16 protein-coding genes are annotated in these 20,321 nt (G+C 65.3%); 6 read left to right on the top strand and 10 right to left on the bottom strand.

Annotated features, from left to right (window positions below):
- The first annotated feature begins 3 nt into the window (after nucleotides 1-3).
- Nucleotides 4-1,641, top strand: coding sequence for an ABC-F family ATP-binding cassette domain-containing protein (locus Q8T13_21030; GenBank protein MDP3720256.1), 1,638 nt, complete (start codon nucleotides 4-6; stop codon nucleotides 1,639-1,641).
- Nucleotides 1,638-2,057: a CAP domain-containing protein gene (locus tag Q8T13_21025; protein MDP3720255.1), complete on the top strand. Its 420-nt coding sequence runs from the start codon at nucleotides 1,638-1,640 to the stop codon at nucleotides 2,055-2,057. Before Q8T13_21030 ends, Q8T13_21025 begins: the two co-directional genes overlap by 4 nt.
- Before the next feature lie 21 nt (nucleotides 2,058-2,078).
- Here Q8T13_21025 and Q8T13_21020 read toward each other — a convergent pair whose 3' ends face one another.
- A complete protein-coding gene (locus tag Q8T13_21020) occupies nucleotides 2,079-3,215 on the bottom strand; it encodes a hypothetical protein (protein ID MDP3720254.1) in 1,137 nt (378 codons plus the stop codon).
- Nucleotides 3,216-3,565: 350 nt separating this feature from the next.
- Between Q8T13_21020 and Q8T13_21015 the strand changes: the two genes are divergently transcribed.
- Nucleotides 3,566-3,718, top strand: a complete 153-nt coding sequence (locus Q8T13_21015) for a hypothetical protein (GenBank protein ID MDP3720253.1) — start codon at nucleotides 3,566-3,568, stop codon at nucleotides 3,716-3,718.
- Between the two features lie 2 nt (nucleotides 3,719-3,720).
- On the opposite strand, the gene Q8T13_21010 is transcribed toward Q8T13_21015, so the two are convergent.
- From Q8T13_21010 to Q8T13_20985, 6 genes are all read right to left on the bottom strand, one after another.
- Nucleotides 3,721-4,143, bottom strand: a complete 423-nt coding sequence (locus tag Q8T13_21010) for a type II toxin-antitoxin system VapC family toxin (GenBank protein MDP3720252.1) — start codon at nucleotides 4,141-4,143, stop codon at nucleotides 3,721-3,723.
- Nucleotides 4,140-4,379 (bottom strand): antitoxin, encoded by a 240-nt coding sequence (locus Q8T13_21005; GenBank protein MDP3720251.1) that lies wholly within the window; start codon nucleotides 4,377-4,379, stop codon nucleotides 4,140-4,142. Before Q8T13_21005 ends, Q8T13_21010 begins: the two co-directional genes overlap by 4 nt.
- A 75-nt stretch (nucleotides 4,380-4,454) precedes the next feature.
- On the bottom strand, nucleotides 4,455-5,477 hold the full coding sequence (locus tag Q8T13_21000; GenBank protein ID MDP3720250.1) for a tRNA-dihydrouridine synthase family protein: 1,023 nt from the start codon (nucleotides 5,475-5,477) through the stop codon (nucleotides 4,455-4,457).
- A complete protein-coding gene (gene pepT / locus Q8T13_20995; GenBank protein MDP3720249.1) occupies nucleotides 5,474-6,724 on the bottom strand; it encodes a peptidase T in 1,251 nt (416 codons plus the stop codon). The genes Q8T13_21000 and pepT overlap by 4 nt, the downstream gene beginning before the upstream one ends.
- Before the next feature lies 1 nt (nucleotide 6,725).
- Nucleotides 6,726-8,009, bottom strand: coding sequence for a hypothetical protein (locus Q8T13_20990; protein ID MDP3720248.1), 1,284 nt, complete (start codon nucleotides 8,007-8,009; stop codon nucleotides 6,726-6,728).
- An 80-nt stretch (nucleotides 8,010-8,089) separates the two neighbouring features.
- Nucleotides 8,090-9,418: a hemolysin family protein gene (locus Q8T13_20985; GenBank protein MDP3720247.1), complete on the bottom strand. Its 1,329-nt coding sequence runs from the start codon at nucleotides 9,416-9,418 to the stop codon at nucleotides 8,090-8,092.
- Between the two features lie 294 nt (nucleotides 9,419-9,712).
- Here Q8T13_20985 and Q8T13_20980 point away from each other — a divergent pair, with 294 nt between their 5' ends.
- From Q8T13_20980 to Q8T13_20970, 3 genes are all read left to right on the top strand, one after another.
- On the top strand, nucleotides 9,713-10,552 hold the full coding sequence (locus Q8T13_20980; GenBank protein MDP3720246.1) for a rhomboid family intramembrane serine protease: 840 nt from the start codon (nucleotides 9,713-9,715) through the stop codon (nucleotides 10,550-10,552).
- A gap of 343 nt (nucleotides 10,553-10,895) precedes the next feature.
- Entirely contained in the window at nucleotides 10,896-13,775 is a 2,880-nt protein-coding gene (locus Q8T13_20975; GenBank protein MDP3720245.1) for a TonB-dependent receptor, read from the top strand.
- A gap of 384 nt (nucleotides 13,776-14,159) precedes the next feature.
- On the top strand, nucleotides 14,160-17,120 hold the full coding sequence (locus Q8T13_20970) for a TonB-dependent receptor (GenBank protein MDP3720244.1): 2,961 nt from the start codon (nucleotides 14,160-14,162) through the stop codon (nucleotides 17,118-17,120).
- A gap of 717 nt (nucleotides 17,121-17,837) precedes the next feature.
- On the opposite strand, the gene Q8T13_20965 is transcribed toward Q8T13_20970, so the two are convergent.
- The 3 genes from Q8T13_20965 to Q8T13_20955 are packed head-to-tail and all read right to left on the bottom strand — an operon-like array spanning nucleotide 17,838 to nucleotide 20,186.
- Nucleotides 17,838-18,197 carry a hypothetical protein gene (locus Q8T13_20965; GenBank protein MDP3720243.1) on the bottom strand — a complete coding sequence of 120 codons (360 nt, stop codon included), beginning with the start codon at nucleotides 18,195-18,197 and terminating at the stop codon, nucleotides 17,838-17,840.
- A gap of 43 nt (nucleotides 18,198-18,240) precedes the next feature.
- Entirely contained in the window at nucleotides 18,241-19,014 is a 774-nt protein-coding gene (locus Q8T13_20960) for a LytTR family DNA-binding domain-containing protein (protein MDP3720242.1), read from the bottom strand.
- Between the two features lie 47 nt (nucleotides 19,015-19,061).
- Entirely contained in the window at nucleotides 19,062-20,186 is a 1,125-nt protein-coding gene (locus Q8T13_20955; GenBank protein ID MDP3720241.1) for a sensor histidine kinase, read from the bottom strand.
- Nucleotides 20,187-20,321 lie beyond the last annotated feature (135 nt).

The raw sequence follows: 20,321 nt of genomic DNA, 5'->3' as shown, positions 1-20,321 counted from the left end.
TACATGATTGCGTTTGCGAACATCAACAAGCAGTACGGCAAGCAACTGCTCTTCGTCGAGGCCAGCTTCCAGCTCAACCCGGGCGAGAAAGTGGGGCTGGTCGGGCCCAACGGCGCGGGAAAAACCACCATTTTCCGCATGATCGTGGGGGAAGAGGCCCCGGACGAAGGCGACGTCAGCGTGCCGAAGAAGCTGACGATCGGCTACTTCCGCCAGGACGTCGAAGAGATGTCGGGCCGCTCGGTGCTGGACGAGGCCATTGCCGGCAGCGGCCGCGCCGGCGACCTGCACCACGAACTCGAAGAGCTGCAGCACGCCATGGCGGACCCGGCCCGCGTTGATGACATGGACAAGATCCTCGCCCGCTTCGGCGAGGTGCAGGAAGAGTACGACCACCTTGGCGGCTACGCCCTCGAAAGCCAGGCCCGCGAAGTGCTGCACGGACTTGGTTTTGACGATGAGCGGATTGACGGCGACGTCGGTGCGCTGTCGGGCGGCTGGAAGATGCGCGTGGCGATGGCCCGCGTGCTGCTCGGCAAGCCCGACGTGCTGCTGATGGACGAGCCGACCAACCACCTCGACCTCGAATCGATCATCTGGCTCGAAAGCTTCCTCAAGGCGCACGAGGGCGCGCTGCTCATGACCTCGCACGATCGCGAGTTCATGAACCGCATCGTCACCAAGATTGCCGAGATCGACAGCGGCGAGATCACCGTCTACTCCGGCGACTACGACTTCTACGAGCGCGAACGCGCCACCCGCGAGGCCAACAAGGAAGCCGCGTATGCGCGGCAGCAATCGATGCTGGCCAAGGAACAGCGCTTCATCGAGCGGTTCAAGACGCACGCCGCCAAGGCGGCGCAGGTGCAGAGCCGCATCAAGGCGCTCGACAAGATCGAAAAGCTCGAGCTCCCCAAGCAACGCGTCGTCGTGAAGTTCACCTTCAAGGATCCACCCCGCTCAGGCGACCAGGTCGCGGTGATCGAGGGCCTGGGCAAGGCCTACGGCAAGCGCGTGATCTACGAAGACTTCAACCTGACCATTCGCCGCGGCGAGCGCTGGGCGGTGATGGGCAGGAACGGCGCCGGCAAGACGACGCTGCTCAAGATGCTGGCGGGCGCGCTGGCGCCCGATGCCGGCGAGGTGCGGCTGGGCGCCAGTCTCAAGATGGGCTACTTCGCCCAGCAGTCACTCGACACGATGGACGCCGACCTCACGGTCTTCGAGCAGCTCCAGAAGGATTTTCCGCGCGAGGGCATCGGCGCGCTGCGCTCGCTCGCCGGCGCGTTCCAGTTCTCGGGGGACGACGTGGACAAGAAGATTCGGGCGCTGTCGGGCGGCGAGAAGTCACGACTGGCGATGGCGCGGATGCTGTTCGATCCGCCCAACTTCCTGGTGCTGGACGAGCCGACCAACCACCTGGACCTGGCGACCAAGGAAATGCTGGTTGATTCGCTGAAGGCGTTCGACGGCACCATGATCTTCGTCTCGCACGACCGCGCGTTCCTGCGCGGCATCAGCAATCGCGTGCTGGAACTGGGCGGCGAATCCGGCACGGACACGCACCCGCACGCCTATCCGGGGTCGTACATCGAGTACGTCGAACGCACTGGTCACGAGGCACCCGGCATTCATACGTGACCGAGATCGAGCGGCGCTTTTTCCTCCTGACAAACGAGCAGCGCAGGCGCGGCCGGATCGATCCGCTCCTTGAAGCCGAGACCTTGACGCTCACGGCGCAGCGCCACAGCCAGGACATGCTGCGACGACGGTTCTTCGCCCATCGCAATCCCGACGGCCTCGGTCCGGCCGATCGGATCAATGCCGTGCTGCGGTGGACCGCCGGTGAGACGGCAGAGAATTTGTGGATGCGCTCGGGACCGGTGACCGCGGCCAGCCTGGCGGCGGTCGCCAACGAGGCGATCGCCCGCTTGATGGCCAGCCGCGAGCATCGCGCCAACATCATGAACCGGCGCTACACGCACCTCGGTGTCGGCATCGCGATGACCGCGACGGAGATCCGCGTGACCCAGTTGTTCGCCCGGTTCGGGCGCTAGGCCACGCGGATAAATCGACTCTTAGAACTTCACGCGCACGCCGCCCCAGAGCAGGTAGTTGTTCTTGACGTCGTCAGCGTTGTCCAGATACATGCGAGCCTGGCCCACGAAGTAGACCTTCTGGGCCTGGGTCAGCGGAATGCCGAAGTGCAGCATCCATGCGGGCGTCATCGTGTCGCTGTGGGTCACGTCCCACAGTGAGACGCCGGTGCCGATGAACGAGCCGCCACCGACATACTTGTTCAGCTCAACATCGGCGAAGACCTGGTGCTCGCGCACGTAGGTGCCTTCCTGGATGAGGCTGAGGGCGATGCCCACGGCACCGGCAAGTTCCACATCGTTGTCGAACCGCTTGGCCATGCCGAGCTTGAAGCCGACGAGCGGCGAGCACTGCGCGTATTCGCCGGGGCCGGCGTTCGCGAACGGCGCGAAGCCGTCAACGGTCTCGCGGCCGTCGGTGGGGCGCACGCGACGATCCTTGCCGGCGAGCACGTCGAAGAAGAACGGCGACGCCTTGACGGAGGCGATCGCGGGAGCGACCTCGGCCTGGACGGGCGGCGCGGGGGGTGGCGGCGGAATCACCGCCGGCGGCGTGGGCGGAGGAGGCGTGACCACGGGCGCAGCGGCGGGGGGCGGCGGCGTCTCGCGACGGATCTCCTGCACCGACATCAGCGACAGGTTGCCGCATTCCTTGGGAACGACAAACGTGTAGATGCGATTGTTGTCCGTCACTCGGAACAGGAAGGCGTCGAACGACTCGCGTCCGGCCCACCGGAACTTCTCGATGCGCCCGGGCGTGCGATCGCCACGGCCAATGTTGGGCCGATAGGCCATCCACTCGAGCGTCGCGCCGCGCTGAAAGTCGCACTCGACCATCACGCCGTCGGCCGGCGCCGCGTCGGCGCACGACGCCATCACGGTAACGGGCAAGCCGCTGGACAGCATCGCAATGACGGCGTTCGACGTCTCCGGGATGCCCGCGTCACCCAGGATCTTGCGGATGTCGTCCCCGATGCCCTTGGTATTCGCCATCCGCTTGACGCTCTCATGGTTGGTCAGCGCTGGCCTGTAGAAAGACGTCGTGCCGCCCAGGCGGCGGGCATCACGATAGCCGTCGGCGTCACGCGCCGACTGGGCTGTCGCGACCGAAACCGACATTAGCATGACCGCAGCGGCCAGCCCGGCGCCGAGTGTTATGCGCTTGATTGAAGTAGTACATCTGGCAGTCATATGGCCCTTCTTCGAGTCGTTGCGCCGAGGCCTTCGGCGCCCGACGATGGAGATGTTGACAGCGGTCACGGACGCACCCCGGCGCATCGCGACAAACGCTAGTTGAGGCTCGACCGGCGGGCCGAGGCCTCGAAGCGGGACACTGCAAGAGGAAGGCCACCGTGAAGGTGACTTTGTTACCGCGCTTCTGCCCAGATTGACCCTCGCGTTGACTGAATCAGGCAAAGCTATGGCAGAGCCACCGCTTCTATAACGATTCTGCGCCCTCGTACTGGCTGGTGGATCCTGACCTGGGGGTGGTGACCATTCACAGGCGCGCCGCCGATGGTTCGTTCCCGGTGTTCGCCAGTCTTTCGCGCGAGGGGCACGACACCCTGGAGACGCCGCTGTTACCTGGTTGGTCGGTGACGCTCGATCGCCTGTTCCGCTGATCCTACGAGCGCGCGACCGACCAGTCTTCCCACATCAAGCCGTCAACGCGCTCGAACTCGCGGACGTTGGCGGTGACCAGCGTCATGCCGCGCCGCGCAGCCTGGCCGGCCAGCAGCGCATCGAACGACCCAATCGGCCGGCGTTCCTGTTCGAGCAGGGCGCGCACCTCGCCCACTGCCCGGGCGTCGGCCTCGTCGAACGGCAGCAGGTGGATGGGCCCCGACAGGAAGGCGTTGACCCGGTCGGTGTTGTAGTCGCGCCGCTCGCTCTTCGCCACGCCGTACCACAGCTCGTGCACGGCGACAGTCGAGACGCACACCACAGATCCCTCGGCCAGCACCTGCTTGAATCGACGCCGGACGGGAACGGATGATCCGTTAATCAACGCGATGCAGGCGTTGGTGTCGAGCGTGTACTCGATCACGACAAGCCTGGACGTGGCGTCGCCGGCGGCTGGTTCCGGCCGCCGGGCAGGAACGGTTCGTCGGTGTAGCGATCGAGTTCAGCAAACCAGTCGTCGACGTTCGACACCACCGGTTCGAGCAGCACGCCGCTGCCGTGGCGGGTGATCCGCACTTCGGTGCCCGGAAAGCGGAATTCGAGCGGCAGGCGCACCGCCTGGCTGCGGCCGTTCAGAAACAGTTTGGCGAGCTTGTTCACGGGATGACCTCCAGGCCATAGTATATATCATTGATATATATCATGGCCATGCTCGAAGGGCCTGGAGCAAGTGAGTTACAGCCTTCCGCTGACCAGATCGGCCGCCTGCGGTTCGGCCGGCAACAGGGGCATGGGCCGGTCGTGGTCCAGAAACTCCCGGCAGATACCGTGAAACTCGTCGGCGGTTTGCGACCGGCGGATCTGGTGCAGGAACGTCCCGGGCACGCCTTCGCCGAGATAGTTGAGGAACTTCTTCATGCGCTCGCACTGCTTGTGCTCGGCGCGGCCGACCCCGGCCTGCGAGTCCCAGAGCGCGCGAATGTACGCGTTGACCTCGCGGCCCGTCGGCAACGTCACGGCTTCGCCGCGCAACTGTTGGCGAATCTGGTTGAACAGCCACGGGCTGCGGATGACGCCGCGGCCAATCATCAGGCCGCGTGCGCCGGTCTCGACCAGCAAGGCTTGCGCCTGGGCCGCCGAATACACGTGACCGTTGGCGATCACCGGGCACGGCATGGTCTCGACCGCCTGGCGGATGCGATCGTAGTGCACGGGCAGCCGGTACATTTGCGCCACCGTCCGCGCGTGCACGGTCAGCGCGTCGAGCGAGTGCCGCGCGAAAATCGCGAGCAGCTGATCAAACTCCTCGACCGCCGCGAAGCCGAGGCGGGTCTTGACTGTGAACTTGACCTGCACCGCGTCGCGCAGCGCGCCGAGAATGGCGTCGATGCGCTGCGGTTCGCGCAGCAGGCCGCCGCCGGCGCACTTGCGATAGACGATCGGCGCCGGGCAGCCCAGGTTGAGATCGATGGCGGCGACCGGCAGCTGCTGCAGGAACTTCGCGGTGCGCACGAGCGATGGGATGTCGTTGCCGATCATCTGCGCGATCACCGGCCGGCCGGTGGTGTTCTTGGCGATCGACTCGACGATCCACTTTTCGGGCGTGGAGGTGGTGTGGACGCGAAAATACTCGGTCCAGTAGACGTCGGCGCCGCCGTACTGGTGGACCAGCGTCCAGAACGCACCGTCGGTCACCTCCTGCATGGGCGCCAGCGCCAGGATCGGCGCGGGTCCCCGCAGCAACTCGTCGAGCGTCATTCCGCGTGCTCTTCCCAGACCCTGGCCAGTTCCACGATCGTGTCCACCGCCTTGGCCATGTCCTGGACCGACACCCACTCGAGGCGCGAGTGGAAGTTCTGCTCGCCGGCAAAGATATTAGGCGTCGGCAGGCCCATGAACGACAGTCGCGAGCCGTCGGTGCCGCCGCGGATGGGCCGCTCGCGCACGCGCACGCCGGCCCGGGCCATGGCCTCGCGCGCGCGCTCGACGACCAGCGGATGCTGGTCGAGCACCTCACGCATGTTGCGGTACGACTCCTCGACCACGGCCTCGAACGCCGCGCCGGCCACGCCACTCACGACCTCGGCCGCGAGCGAGCGGAGCCACTGCTCCTTCTCCGCCAGTCCTTCGGTCCGGAAATCCCGCACCAGCAACTTCACCGAGGTGCGGTCGACACCCGCCTCGACGACATACGGGTGCACGAACCCCTCGCGGCCATCGGTGGTCTCGGGCGACAGGCGATCGGCCGGCAGGCGGTCGATGAACCGGGCCGCCAGCTTGATGGCGTTGACCATGTGCCCCTTGGCATAGCCGGGGTGGGTGTTGAAACCGAGGAACGTGAACGTGATGGCATCGGCCGAAAAGCTTTCGAACTCCAGCTCGCCGCGCGCCCCTCCGTCCATGGTGTAGGCGTAGCGCGCGCCAAAGCGGGCGACGTCGAAATGCTTCGTGCCCTCCCCCACTTCCTCGTCCGGCGTGAAGCCGATGCGGATCGCGCCATGCGGAATCTCGGGGTGCGCGATCAGCCACTCGGCCGCCGTCATGATCTCGGCGACGCCGCTCTTGTTGTCGGCCCCCAGCAGTGTCGTGCCCGAGGCGGTGACGAGGTCGTGGCCGAGACACTCGCCGAGGTAGGGCAGGTCCGCCACTCGCAGGACCGCGGTGGGGTCGTCCGGCAGCACGAGGTCGCGGCCGTCGTAAGCGTGGTGAACGATTGGCTTGACGCCGGCGCCGCTCATCTCGGGCGAGGTGTCGACGTGAGCGATGAAGCCGATCACCGGCACGTCCGGCTTGCGCGTGGTCGCGGGAATCGTGGCCATCACATAACCATGCTCGTCGATCGCCGCGTCGGCGATGCCCATGGCGTGCAGTTCCGCGGCCAGGTCACGAAGCAGGACGAGCTGCCCTGGTGTGCTGGGATAGGTGCTGGCACCCTCGCGCGACTGGGTGTCGTAGGTGACGTAGCGAAGAAACCGCTCGAGGACCGGGCGCGACGTTCGAGGCATGCTAGGGCCGGTCCCGTAACGGCGCGAAGTCCTGCCAGATCTGCTGGACCACTTTCGGCGCCACGGTCCGGGGATCGGGTTGGTTGGGCTCTTTCTCCGAATAGACCACGAGCTTGACGCTGCCGCAGGCCGGCGGGAACGCGCCCGGGTCGAACACATACAGGCCCTCGTAGATGGTCTCGGTGGGCGACAGGTGCTGCTCGAGCTTGAACGGGTGTATCGGCGCGACCTCGGTCTCGCCGCAGTACGCGCGCAGGTGGGAGAACCCGGACTTGGGGCGCAGGATCGGCGGCACGGCAATGCCCTGGGTCTGCGCCGCGCCACGCGCGACCTTCGTCCAGAAACCCTCCGCGAGTTTCGGCGTGACCCGCACCAGCAGCACGGGCGGGATCGCCGAGACATAGCCGGCCCAGTTCTTGAAGTCCATGGGCGCCCGCCAATTCTGCGCGGCGTACAGCTGCAGCGGCGTGATCAGGGAAATGTCGAAATCAGTTGCCGGCATCTGGTACGGCGGCTGGCGGCCGGCGGGACCGCGCAGGGCATCGTTCAAGGCGGCGGCGGTGAATCCGGCGGCCGGCTCCACCAGCAGGCGCGTGCCTGGTGGCGGTGCCATGCCCTGCATCTTCGTTTCCGCGATCGCGACCAGATCGCACACCTCGCCACAGCCGGGCGGCGCGGGCTCGACCAATGCCGCCGTCGCCGGATCGATCCAGAGAATGGCGACGTTGCGCGCGGCATCTGACACCAGCACGGTGGCCGCGACCTTGATGGCCGACGTCGCCGTGAGCTGCACTGTCACAGGCCACCCCACGATGGGCTTGCCGCCACCCCCGGTGGTGATGGCCTGGTGATCGGTGAGCACCAACCCGTTCGTGCCGATCACCGTCCCGGTCGCGCGCGTGAGCGGGGTCCAGATGGTGACCGCCGCGGCCCGGTTGCGCTCCGCCGCCGGCGACGCCGCCGGAGGCTCGACCAACGGCACCGCATCGGCCGTTCCCGCCTCGACCACGGCGTTGCCGCCGCTCAACGCGAGCACCGTGTCACGGCCCGCGACGACATCCACCATCTGCGTCCACACGTACGCCTGTCCCTCGAACGCGAGCGCCCGATCCGACTCTACGGTGTAACTGCCAGGGGCAAGCCGGATCTCGATGGCGCCATCGGCCGAGGTCAGGATGCGGCGGGGTGGCGCACTGGCCGGGTTGTCGCTGATGAGCAACGCGTACCGCGGCACCGCCATCGTCCGCTGGTCGGCCGCAGTCACGGCGACCGTGACGCGAAGCACGCCGAGCTGCTGGAGCGCGTGAGCCCCCGTGGGCGCCACGAGCAGCGCGGCGGTCAGTCCCGTCAGGAAGTGCCGTCCCGTCAGGTGGTGCCTCCCCGGCCCGCGGTGTCGCCCCGGCTGGTTCTGATGACGAGCACCTTGTCGATGCGCCGGCCGTCCATGTCCATGACCTCGAACTTCATGCCGCCCCACTCGAACTGGTCGGCCGTCTTCGGCACGCGGCCGAGCCGCGCCATCACGAACCCGCCGATGGTGTGGTACGCGCCGGCTTCTTCCTCGGGCAGCGGTTCGAGACCGAAGTGGGTTGACACGGTTTCCATCGAGGCCGAGCCATCGACCAGCCACGAGCCATCGCCGCGCGAGACGAACTCGCCAATCGCCTCGGCCGCATCGCCGGGCAGTTCGCCGACAATCGCGGTCAGCAGGTCGGTGACCGTGACCAGGCCTTCGACGGCGCCGTACTCGTCCATGACCAGCGCCACGTGCTTGTGCGAGCCGCGGAACGAGTCGAGCAGCTGGACTGCCGGCATCGAGTCGGGCACAAACAACGCTTCCCGCGTCAGCGTGCGCAGGTCGATGTTCACGCCGCGAAACGCCATGGGCAGCAGGTCGGCGGAGCGGACAATGCCGAGCACTTCGTCGAGGCCGCCGTGGCAGACCACGAACTGGGTGTGCGCGTGCGAGGCGAGAAACTCGCGCAGCTCTTCTTCCGTCGCATCGACATCGATCCATTCGATGTCGGGCCGCGGGGTCATGATCGCGGCCACGCGCAGGTCGCCCAGCTGGAACACCCGCTGCACGATGTTCTCTTCGGTGGCGCCAACCGCGCCGGTCTCGGCCCCCTGGCTGATCAGCGCCTTGATCTCGTCTTCGGTGAGGTTCGGCTCGGCGTTGCCCTTGATCCCGAACACGCGCAGCACCAGGTTGGTCGAGGCCGTGAGCAACGCCACGGCAGGTGCGCCGATGCGCGACAACGCGATCATCGGCCCGGCCACCCACGAGGCGATCAACTCCGGGTTGTTCAGGCCAATGCGCTTGGGCACCAGCTCGCCGACGATCAGCGACAGGTAGGTGATGACGGCCACCACCAGCGCGAGCGCCACGCCCTCGGCGTAGGGGGCCAGGATCGCGACCTCGGCGATCGGCACGGCCAGCTTCTCGGCCAGGGTGGCGCCGCCGTAGGCGCCGGCCAGCACGCCGACCATGGTGATGCCGACCTGCACGGTCGCCAGGAACTGGCTGGGGTCGTGGGTCAGCGCCAGCGCCGTCTTGGCGCGTTCGTCGCCATCCTCGGCGCGCTGCTGCAGGCGCACCTTCTTGGCGGCCACGACGGAAATCTCCGACATGGCAAAGATGCCGTTGGCGAGGATCAGGAAGAAGATGACGATGATTTCGGTAGCGATACTCAATTCTACGCCGTCCGGCCGCTGAATGATCAGCCCGATCCGCTGGGGATCCTGGCGATCGAGGGCGAAATCTGGCGGCAGTTTACACTCGGCGAGATGTCCTGCCGTGCGCGAGCCTGATCAGCGTCGGCGTGGCGTGCTTCGCCGCCGGCACGCACGGACTGAAAGAAGCCTAACCACGAAGGACACGAAGGAAAGCACGAAGGGCACGAAGAAACCAATAGGTTCGGCGTCGTGTCCTTCGTGGTTTGAACTTCGTGTCCTTCGTGTTTGCATTTTCTTTATACTTCGTAGCAGATGTTCAAACGGAAGACCGAGGGGTCCGTCATTTGCTCGTCGTGCGGCGTGCTGGTGGGCGTCAACGACGGCGACTGCTACAACTGCGGGCGGCGCAATCCCGGCCTCTGGGGCTACGGCCCGGCACTGCGCAGCCTCGGCAACGACCTCGGCTTTGTCCCCATCGTCACGGCCGGCACCATCATCCTCTACGTGCTGTCGCTGATCCTCTCGCGCGACGGCATGCAGATGGGGCTTGGCCCCAACACGCAGATGCTGATCCTGCTGGGCGCGAGTGGCGCGTTCCCGGTGGTGGCCATGGGCCGCTGGTGGACGCTGCTGACGGCGGGCTGGCTGCACGGCGGCATCCTGCACATCTTCTTCAACGTGATGTGGATCCGGAGTCTCGCACCCGAGATTGCGAACCTGTATGGGCCGGGGCGCATGATCATCATCTACACGGTGTCGGGCATCACCGGCTTCGGGCTGAGCACGGCGTTGTTCTTCTCGCCGATCCAGATCCCGTTTCTGGGCGGCGCCAACGTCACCGTCGGCGCGTCGGCGGCGATCTTCGGCCTGTTGGGCGCGCTCGTCCACTACGGCAAGCGCACCGGCAGCAGCCACATCGGCCGCACGGGCCTGCAGTACGCGCTGATCATGGGCGTGCTGGGGTTCATCATGCCGGGCATCGACAACAGCGCCCACCTGGGCGGCTTCATTGGCGGCTACCTCACCTCGCTCGTGCTCGATCCGCTGAAGCCCGAACGCATTGACCACCTGGCCGTCGCCGTCGTCTGTTTGCTGGTGACGTTCGTCGCGGTGATCTGGTCGGTGATCACCGCGCTCCCCTACTTCCAGTAGACGCCTGCGAGATCACGAGCTTCACAGGAGGCAAGGGGATCAGGAGAATATTTGCTCTTGAGCTCTTGACCTCCTGTTTCGTTCTCGTCCAGCGCGTTGGATTTCGCTTCGCCCGTTTGAAGTTCCCACTGGTCCGATTTCGCACATCATCCCGGGCCGTGTGACGAATAGCGGGTGGGGTGGGACGAGCCGCACTTCCCTGCCATTAACCTGAATCGATCTCCAACAATCCGTCGCCACCGATTGGGCACTGGCCTTGCTCTACCTGGCGCGGACCTGCGTTTTGCGGGTCCCCCGATCGGCGCCCACACGCCGGGGCCGGGTTCAGTGTGGAGGTTCACAGATGAAGCGTTGGAGCAATATCATTTGGGCTCTGCTCGCCACTCTCGCACTCGCATCGTCGGCGTTTGCGCAGGGCGGTGGTGCAAGCTCGACGGGCAGCATCAGCGGCGAGGTGAAAGATGCGCAGGGCGGCGTGCTGCCGGGCGTCACCGTCACCGCGACCAGCCCCGCGCAGATCGGATCGCTGACGGCGGTCACGAACGAGGCGGGGCTCTACCGGTTCCCGGCGGTGCCGCCGGGCGAGTATCGGCTGGCCTACGACCTGGCCGGGTTCCAGGCCAACGTGCGCGACGGCATTCGCATCACGCTCGGGTTCAACGCCCAGGTCAACGTGACGATGAACGTGGCCACGCTGCAGGAAACCGTGACCGTGAGCGGTGAATCGCCGGTCATCGACACCTCGTCCACGCGCGTCCAGACCAACTACGACCAGCAGATGCTGTCGTCGCTTCCAAACGCCCGCGACATGTGGTCGCTGCTGGCGACGACCCCGTCGGTGTCGCTCAACCGCGTGGACGTTGGCGGCTCGACGGCCGGCACGCAGACCACCTACTTCGCCTACGGCTACTCGGGACAGAACCGGCCGCTGATCGAGGGCATCAACACCACGGAAGGCACTGCGGCCGCGGGCTTCTATCTCGACTACGGTTCGTTCGAGGAAGTGTTCATCGGCGCCGCCGGCAACTCGGCCGAGATGCCGAACTCGGGCGTGCTGACGCAGTTTGTCGGCAAAAGCGGCGGCAACACGCCGGCGGTGAGCCTCTACTACGACTACGAGAACGACACGTTCCAGAGCTCGAACCTGGCGGCCGACCAGGTCATCCCGGCGCCGGGCGCGGTCATTCGTCCGGGCGGCAATCGCCTGGCCAGCTACAAGAACCTGAACCTGGGCGTCGGCGGTCCGATCATCCGGGACCGCATGTGGGGGCACTTCTCGTACCTGAACCAGCAGAACTCGGTGGCGGCGCCGCCGGCCGGCAGCTTCCTCGACGGCACGCCGTTCAACACCAAGCTGTACAACTACACCGGCAAGACGACCTACCAGGTGAACCAGGCCAACAAGCTGATCGGCTACCTGCAGCACGGCACGAAAGAACAGCCCAACCGCACCGACAGCAGCAACCGCCTGGGCGCGCCGGTGCACATCACGGCCGACTCGACGGTCTTCCAGGGTTCGCCGAGCTGGGTCTACAAAGGCGAGTGGAACGGCACGATTGGCCAGAACATCTTCGTCGAGGCGCGCGGCGGACAGTTCGGCTACAACTTCGGCCTCAACAGCAACACGCAGGCGACCCGGTATGAATCGCTGACCTCCAACGAGATTCTCGGTGGCGGCCGTGATTGGGAACTGCGCCGTCGCCGCAACCAGTACACCGGCGCGTTCAGCTACTTCAAGGACAACTTCGCCGGCGGCTCGCACAACTTCAAGTTCGGCGGCGAATACCTGGACGAGAAGGGCCAGCAGCTGTGGAACTCGTACTACGCCGACAACGTGATCCACTTCGTCAACGGCAGCCTGCAGGGGCCGCTGTCGGCGACCACCCCGGGTGGCGTGCGCCTGACCAACAACTCCGACAGCTGGAGCGCCCTGGCGACCACCAGCCTGTTCGTCACCGACACCTGGACGATTGACCGCCTGACCCTTAACATCGGCGCCCGGCTCGACCGCTACAACGTCTATCTGCCGGAGCAGTCGCTGGCGGCGGGCCGCTTCGTGCCCGCGCCGCTCACGTTCGCAGCGGTGGACCAGGTCGTGTCGTTCAACCACATCGTGCCGCGCGTCGGCGCCACCTACGACCTGCAGGGTGACGGCCGCACCGTGGTGAAGGCCAACTGGGGCCGCTTCTACTTCAACCCCGGCGTCAACCTGGCCGACTCGGTCAACCCCAACACCGGCAGCCAGTACGCCGACTACACGTGGAACGACCTGAACAACGACCGCGTCTACCAGGCCGGTGAAGAAGGCGTGCTGCAGACCCGCTTCGGCGGCGTGGCCAACGCGTCGATCGACCCGAACCTGAAGAACTCCTACACCGATGAAGCGTCGCTGTTCCTGGAGCGCGCCATCATCACCGACCTCGGCATCCGCGCCGGGTTCGTGTGGAAGAAGGACAACGACGGCTGGCAGCAGGTCAACGCCAACCGGCCGCCAAGCGCCTTCAACATCCCCACCACCGTCGTCGACCCCGGTCCGGACGGGGTCTACGGCAATGGCGACGATGCCACGGTGGCGGCGTTCAACCTGGACAACACCACGCTGCCGTCGAACAACATCACGCGCAACATCGACGGCTACGAGGGCACCTTCAAGACCCTCGAGTTCTCGGCCAACAAGCGCTACTCGAACCGCTGGTCGATGAACGCGTCGTACTCGTACACGTGGACGGAGCAGTACGGCAACCTGTACTTCAACAACCGCTTCGGCACCGCGGTCGCCAACTTCTCGCTGTTCGGCAGCTACCCCTCGAACCCGAACGAGAAGACCCGTAATGAGTACACCGACTGGAACGCCAAGCTCTCGGGCACGCTCGATGCCGGCTGGGGCCTCCGCATCACGCCGGTGTTGAAGATGCAGAGCGGCGCGCCTTACGGCCGCTACTTCTCGACCCGCACCGGCGAGCTCAACTACGGCACGCAGCTGATCCTGGCCGAGCCGATCGGCACCCGTCGCCAGGACACCGTGTCGATTCTCGACTTCCGCGTCGAGAAGCAGCTGCGGTTCGCGCAGAAAGCGCGGCTCGGCGTGTTCTTCGACCTGTTCAACGTGATGAACTCCAACGTGGCCGTCAACGAGAACTGGCGCTCGGGCGCCTCGTTCGAGAAGGCGACGACGGTGCTCGGACCGCGCATCGCGAAGTTCGGCGTCAAGTTCGACTGGTAACGAGCTAAGAGGGCTCGGGCGGGTTGGGCAGGTCAGGCTGGTAGGGATTCCCTGCTCTTCCGATCCGCCCGACCTGCCCACCAGCCCCACCCGGCCGACCTGCCCACCCCGCCCCACCCGCCCCAATTTGACCGATCATTCAGTCCCTTGAAGTGATCGCATCCAATATTTTGAATAATGGCCGTAGTGGTCACACCTTCCCAGTGACCAAAGGCTGTTTTACTGGGATAAACGGAGGTCCTTGCCCCTGTGACCAGTGGCATAGATGCTGCTCTTGGGGACGTGCACCTCTGCTGAGGGGCCGAACTGCCCATAACGCGGGACGGCCCTTTTGTGAGTGAGCGAGTTCGCCGGGCTTCCCCCGGCGTTTGGAGGATGGGAAATATGACGTTTAGAAAAGCGCTAGTCGCGTCGGTGATGACGCTCCTGGTGGCCGCCACCGCCTTTGCACAGCAGCAGACCGGTGAAATCTACGGTCGAGCGGCCGACAAGTCAGGCGCCGTGTTGCCTGGCGCCACCGTCACGGTTGCCGGTCCCGCGCTGATCGCGCCGCGCGTGGCGGTGACCTCGGAAACCGGCACCTACCGCGCTCCGGAACTGCCGATCGGCACCTACACGGTGACGTTCGAACTGCCCGGCTTCCGCACCATGGTCCAGCAGGACATCCGCGTGACCATCGGCTTCCGCGCCCAGGTCAACGGCGTGCTCGAACTGTCGTCGGTGCAGGAAACGGTCACCGTGACCGGCGAGAGCCCGATTGTCGACACCCGCGAGACGGGCACCTCGACGACCTTCAACCTCGAGACGATGCGCGACATCCCCTCGGCGCGCGACCCCTGGGTCATGCTCGAGCGGACGCCCGGCATTACGATGGACCGCGCCAACGTCGGCGGCAACCAGTCGGGCCAGCAGTCGGGCTACATCTCGCGTGGTTCGAGCACCGGCAACAACAAGTGGTCCATTGACGGCGTCGACATCACCGACATGGCCGCCACCGGCGCCTCGCCCATCTACTACGACTTCGACATGCTCGAAGAAATGCAGGTCTCGACGGGCGGCGCCGACGTCACCCAGCAGACCGGCGGCGTGGGCATCAACCTCGTCACCAAGAGCGGCACCGACCGCTTCAAGGGTTCAGGCCGTTTCCTGGTCACGCCCGGTGGGACCGTCGCCTACAACATCACGCCGGAACTGAAGGCCCAGGGCGCCGGCGGCGGTGCGCCGATCCAGGACATCAAGGACTACGGCTTCGACGTCGGCGGTCCCATCGTCAAGGGCAAGGCCTGGTACTGGGGCAGCTACGGCACGCAGGACATCAAGGTCGGCGTGGTCGGCTTCTACAAGAACACCCCGGAATGCCGTCCCGGCGGCGCCCGGCTCAACCCGCGCACGGCCGACGACGAGCTGATCCGCAGCTGCCTCGAAACCGACCTGACGACCCTGAACAACTACAACTGGAAGGTCACGTTCGTGCCGTTCCAGAACAACCGCTTCAACTTCCAGAACACCTGGGCGGAAAAGGTCCGCAACGCGCGCGACGCGAGCGACACGCGTCCGATCGAGACGGCATGGAAGCAGAAGGCCGTGGACAGCTCGTTCGGCAAGTTCGGCTGGATCACCGGCCCGTCGCCCTTCTGGAAGGCGGCCGATCAGCACGTGATCAGCGACCGCATGCTGGTGGACGTGATGTGGTCGCACCTCGGCAACAACTTCGCGCTCGACCTGCAGGATCCGTCGCTCTACGACGTGCAGCCCCGGCTGGAAACCACCACCGGCGCCTGGTCGCGTTCCTACAACGCCAACATCTTCATGCGGCCGACCAACAGCGTGGATGTGACCAGCAGCTACTTCCTGCCCAACTCGCTGGGCGGCGACCACGCGTTCAAGTTCGGCTACCGCTGGCGCACCGCGCACTCGACCAGCCTCAACCACCGCGGCGGGTTCGTCGAGGCGCGCTTCACCAACGGCGTGGCCAACTCGGCCGACATCTGGCGCGACGGGTACTCCGAATCGCACCTCAGCACGCAGGCGTTCTACCTGTCGGACACGTTCACCAGGAACAAGATGACGATCAACCTCGGCGTCCGCCTGGACATCCAGGACGACGAGGCCATTGCCGCGCCGGTGAAGGCCAACCCGTTCTTCCCCACGCTGATGCCGGCGGTTGACTTCCAGGGCGCCGATGCCGGCGTGGTGTGGAAGGACCTCTCGCCGCGCGTCGGCTTCACGTATGACCTGACCGGCAACGGCCGCAACGTGGTGTCGTCGTCATATGCCACCTACTTCGGCCAGATGGGCCCGGGCCAGTTGTCGAACGTGCTCGCCGCCACCGGCGCGGTGTTTGTCCGCTACCCGTGGAACGACGCCAACGGCGACCAGTTCGTGCAGGCCAACGAGGTCACCACGACCGGCACGCCCCTCAGCCGCAGCGGCGCTTACGACCCGGCGAACCCGACCAACGCCGCTTCGCCGAACCGCGTGGATCCGAACATCAAGAACGATCGCACGCGCGAGTTCATCGTCGGCTTCGACCGCCAGCTCGCGGCGCAGATGGCCGTCGGCGGCAGCTATATCTGGCGCAAGTACGATCAGTTCCAGTGGACCGACCGCGACAACTTCACCAGCGCCAACTACGTGCCGGTGAACCAGGTGCCCACGGGCTGCCCGGCCGGCGCGCGTTGCGAGCCGGTGACCTACTACCAGCCGAACATCCCGATCCCGTCGCCCGGCATGTTCACCAACGTGCCCGACCGGTATCGTGACTTCAACGGCTTCGAGCTGACCTTCCAGAAGCGCACCTCGAACAACTGGTCGATGAACGCCAGCTACGCCTACAACAACGCCATCGATTACTGGGATTCGCCCAACGCCTACGAGGACCCGACCAACATCGACAAGTTGAACGGCTTCCAGTACGCGCCCGAATCGGCCGGCAGCGGCATCGGCGGCATCTTCACCAACGCCAAGTGGCTGTTCAAGGTCAACGGCCGCTACACCATGAAGTGGGACATCAACCTCGCCGCCAACTACCAGGCGCGCCAGGGCTACCCCTACCTGCAGACCATCCTGTCGCCCAACCGCGCCAACGGCGCGGGCCAGGTGCAGACCATGCTCGACCCGCTCGGCGACCTGCGCCTGGACAACCTCCACACGCTCGACTTCCGCGTGGACAAGACGATGCGTTTCGGCGCCCTCACGGTGGTGCCGGCGTTCGACGTCTTCAACATGACCAACGCCAACACGGTGCAGGCCATCAACCGCAACCAGCTGGCGGCCAACGCCAACACGGTCAGCGGCATTCTCGCGCCGCGCGTGTTGCGTTTCGGCATCAGCGCCCGTTGGTAAGAGCAGCGGCGTAACGACTGAAAGGCCCGTGGGGTTCGCCCCACGGGCCTTTTCCTTTGTACGGCCGCTGCGCGAGGGCGCGCGCCCTACGAGACGCGAAGCGTCGAGCCTCACGAGCGCAACGCGCTCGCCGCGCGGCCCCGCTTGACACGGGCCACGCGAAGGCGTATCACTAAGATATCCACGCGCGATACAACAAGTGGAGGAACCATCTTCACCAGCCCGACGGGAAGCGTGGCCGCCGGCGGGACAGAAGCGATTGACGTTCTAGCAAAGGGGGTAGCTATTGAACACGCCACCGAAGAACGATTGCGCGTGAGTGGGCAGCAATTCACCCAAGCACGCGCGCAAGACCAATCGACAAGTTCTAGAAGGACAAATGATCCTGGCTCCTGCCGGGACGCGCAACTTGCGCACTGAAGCGCCCGAAGCGGCATTCGCCGCTCGGGCGTTTCGTTCTTAAAGGCAAGTTGAAAGTTGAGAAGTTGAAAGTTGGTAGTTGAAGTTGATAGTGCCAGTTTCAGTTCAAAGTTCTCGAAACTGAAACTGAAACTTTGAACTAAAACTACCAACTACCAACTCTTCAACTTTCAACTGTAAGTAACGCAGTCGGACGGCCGAAGGCCGACCCCGACGAGCGCCGGCTTGTCCCGCCGTAGCCGCAGGCGGAGGTGGAAGCGGCCGCCTGCTCCTTGTCTATCCGGCTAAAGCCGGATGCTACTTCAGGCCATCCAGCCAGGTGGCAATCTGCTCGCGCGACCAGCGGTGCTCGTCGTTCAGGTGCACGAGGATCGCGGCGAGACTGAGTGTCTTCTTGCAGCCGTTGCCGCCCGGACACCCGCGGACCGAGCCCTCGAGGCAATCGAAGAACCACTCCAGGTCCCGGGTGGGATGCAGCCCCCCCGCCTCGGCGGGGAGACGGTACATTCCCTCGTAGGCCGCGCCAAGGGCGCACGAGGCATTCTTGCCGCGGTAGTAGTCGCCGTAGGCCTGGTCGGGCCGGCGTTCGGCGCCAGCCCGAATGAAGGCCGCCAGCTCCTTTTCGCCGTGGTGTTCGCGCTTTTCGTCTGCGGTCATGGGCGTCACCTCATGGCGGCACTAAAGTGCCGCCCTTCCGGCATCAAAACCCTTTGCCCAAACGTTCCTGCAATTTCTCGCGGTAACCGCGGCTCAGGGTGAGGCGGGTGCCGTTCTGGAGCACCACCACGTACTCTCCGTTGAACCACGGCTGCATCTCCTTGATGCGGTCGGTGTTGACGATGCGCGAGCGGTGGATACGGACGAAGCGCTGGCTGTCGAGCCGCCCTTCCATGTTATTCATGGTCTCGCGGAACAGGTGCGAGTCGTCGCCCAGGTGAAGCCGCACGTAATTGCCGGCCGCCTCGATCCAGTCGATTTCCTGGGTGCGCAGGAAGAACACGCGGCCGCCCGACTTCACGACCAGCCGGTCGAGCTTCTGCGGTTCGGGCTTGATGTCCTGCACCAGCGCCATCAGTCGCTTGCCCAGGTCGCCGGCGCGCCGGCGTTCGAGGTGCTCGCGCGCGTGCTGCAGCGTCTGGGTGAAGCGATCGCGGCCGAACGGTTTCAGCAGGTAATCAATGGCGTGCACTTCAAACGCCTTGAGCGCGTAGTCGTCGTAGGCGGTGACGAACACCACGGCCGGCGGCTGCGGCTCCGCGCTCAGTTGCTGAATCACCCCGAAGCCATCGCACGACGGCATCTGCACGTCAAGGAAGACGAGATCGGGATGCTGCGACTGAATGGCCGAGACGGCCGACGTGCCGTCGGCATACTCGCCGACGACCTCGATATCTTTCTCCTGATTGAGCATACCGATAATGCGCTCGCGCGCGATCGGCTCGTCGTCCACTACCACCGTGCGAATCTTGGTCACGCCACCACCGTCCTTTAACCGCCCGCGCGGAGCGCGGGCAAGAGACACTAGGCCACGGCCTCGCCCTCACCAGCCTCTAGTGCAAGCTCCGCCATCGGGATGGCAATGAGCACCAGCAGTCCGCCCTCGGCGGGCTGCCGAAATTCAAACCGGTGCAGCGACCCATACAGGTGATCGAGCCGCGACCGGGTATTCGAAAGCCCCACGCCGCGATTGAAGTCAGTCAATCGCGCCTGTGAGAGCCCCACACCGTTGTCTTGCACGTCGAGTTCGAGCATGGCGCCCGCGCGGCGGGCGCGGACCACGATTTGGCCAGGTGTGGGCCTGGGACCAATACCGTGCTTGATGGCGTTTTCGACGAGCGGCTGGAGCAAAAGGTTGGGGACCAATGCGTCCAGCGTGTCTGCCTGGATGTCAAACACTACAGAGAGACGGTCGCGGAAGCGGGTTTGTTCGATCTCCAGATACTTGGAGAGGAAGTCGAGCTCCTCTTTGAGCTCCACCTCCTGCACGTGGATCCGCTGCAGCGACATCCGCAGCAAGTCGCTCAGGCGCGCGATCATCGCGTCGGCGGCCTCGACGTCGCGGTGCATCAGCGCCGAAATCGTATTGAGCGTGTTGAACAGGAAGTGCGGCTGCATCTGGCTCTGCAGGGTATGCAGCTGCGCCTCGACCAGGCGCGTCTCCATCTGCGCGGCACTCAGCGCCTTGGCCCGCGCCTGAGAGTCATACCGCAGCGCGTGGCCGACGCCGACGATGGTCCAGTAGGTCATCATCTCCCAGTCGAAGTTCAGGAAGAACATCTGCTGGAATTCCATCAGCCACGAATCAAGCGACTCGCCGACCACCCAGTAGGTAGCCATGCGTGACGCCACCGCCAGGGCCACGTGTAACAGCACCGCGACCACGACGCCCGCAATATGCACCGGGATGGCGATCTTCCACGTGGCCCGCTCGAAGGGGAACTTGCGCGTCAGCCAGAGAATGCCCGGCGTCAACACCGCCCACGAATACCAGTAGGTGAGGTTGAGCGAGAGCAGCAGGCCGAAGCCCGCGGGCTTGTCGGTAAACGTCGAGATGAAATAGAACGCGGCGAACGCGGAGAAGAAACCAAGCGCAGTCGCCACACCGAAGATCACGCGAACGGGCACTCGTCCGGGATTGGTGGTCATGAAGGCACTATCGGCCTGCCGCCGCCTGCGGTCAAGCACGTTGCCTCTCATCACACCGTTCGTCCCAAGCGGTCGCATCGCACTTGCGCTATAGCGAAGAACGTGCCGAGAGCGGGACGCAGGGATTTATCGCGT

This window comes from Acidobacteriota bacterium (assembly GCA_030697165.1).
Classification (GTDB): Bacteria; Acidobacteriota; Vicinamibacteria; order Vicinamibacterales; family UBA2999; genus 12-FULL-67-14b.
The sequence above is the reverse complement of the archived record's forward strand: the minus strand, read 5'-3'. Positions and strand labels throughout refer to the sequence as shown.

What these genes read in the sequence shown, in the direction of transcription:
- Q8T13_21030 (MDP3720256.1), top strand. Translation starts at nt 4, where the DNA reads ATGATTGCGTTTGCGAACATCAACAAGCAGTACGGCAAGCAACTGCTC.
- Q8T13_21020 (MDP3720254.1), bottom strand. Translation starts at nt 3,215, where the DNA reads ATGTCGGTTTCGGTCGCGACAGCCCAGTCGGCGCGTGACGCCGACGGC.
- Q8T13_21000 (MDP3720250.1), bottom strand. Translation starts at nt 5,477, where the DNA reads ATGACGCTCGACGAGTTGCTGCGGGGACCCGCGCCGATCCTGGCGCTG.
- pepT (MDP3720249.1), bottom strand. Translation starts at nt 6,724, where the DNA reads ATGCCTCGAACGTCGCGCCCGGTCCTCGAGCGGTTTCTTCGCTACGTC.
- Q8T13_20980 (MDP3720246.1), top strand. Translation starts at nt 9,713, where the DNA reads ATGTTCAAACGGAAGACCGAGGGGTCCGTCATTTGCTCGTCGTGCGGC.
- Q8T13_20975 (MDP3720245.1), top strand. Translation starts at nt 10,896, where the DNA reads ATGAAGCGTTGGAGCAATATCATTTGGGCTCTGCTCGCCACTCTCGCA.
- Q8T13_20970 (MDP3720244.1), top strand. Translation starts at nt 14,160, where the DNA reads ATGACGTTTAGAAAAGCGCTAGTCGCGTCGGTGATGACGCTCCTGGTG.
- Q8T13_20965 (MDP3720243.1), bottom strand. Translation starts at nt 18,197, where the DNA reads ATGACCGCAGACGAAAAGCGCGAACACCACGGCGAAAAGGAGCTGGCG.
- Q8T13_20955 (MDP3720241.1), bottom strand. Translation starts at nt 20,186, where the DNA reads ATGACCACCAATCCCGGACGAGTGCCCGTTCGCGTGATCTTCGGTGTG.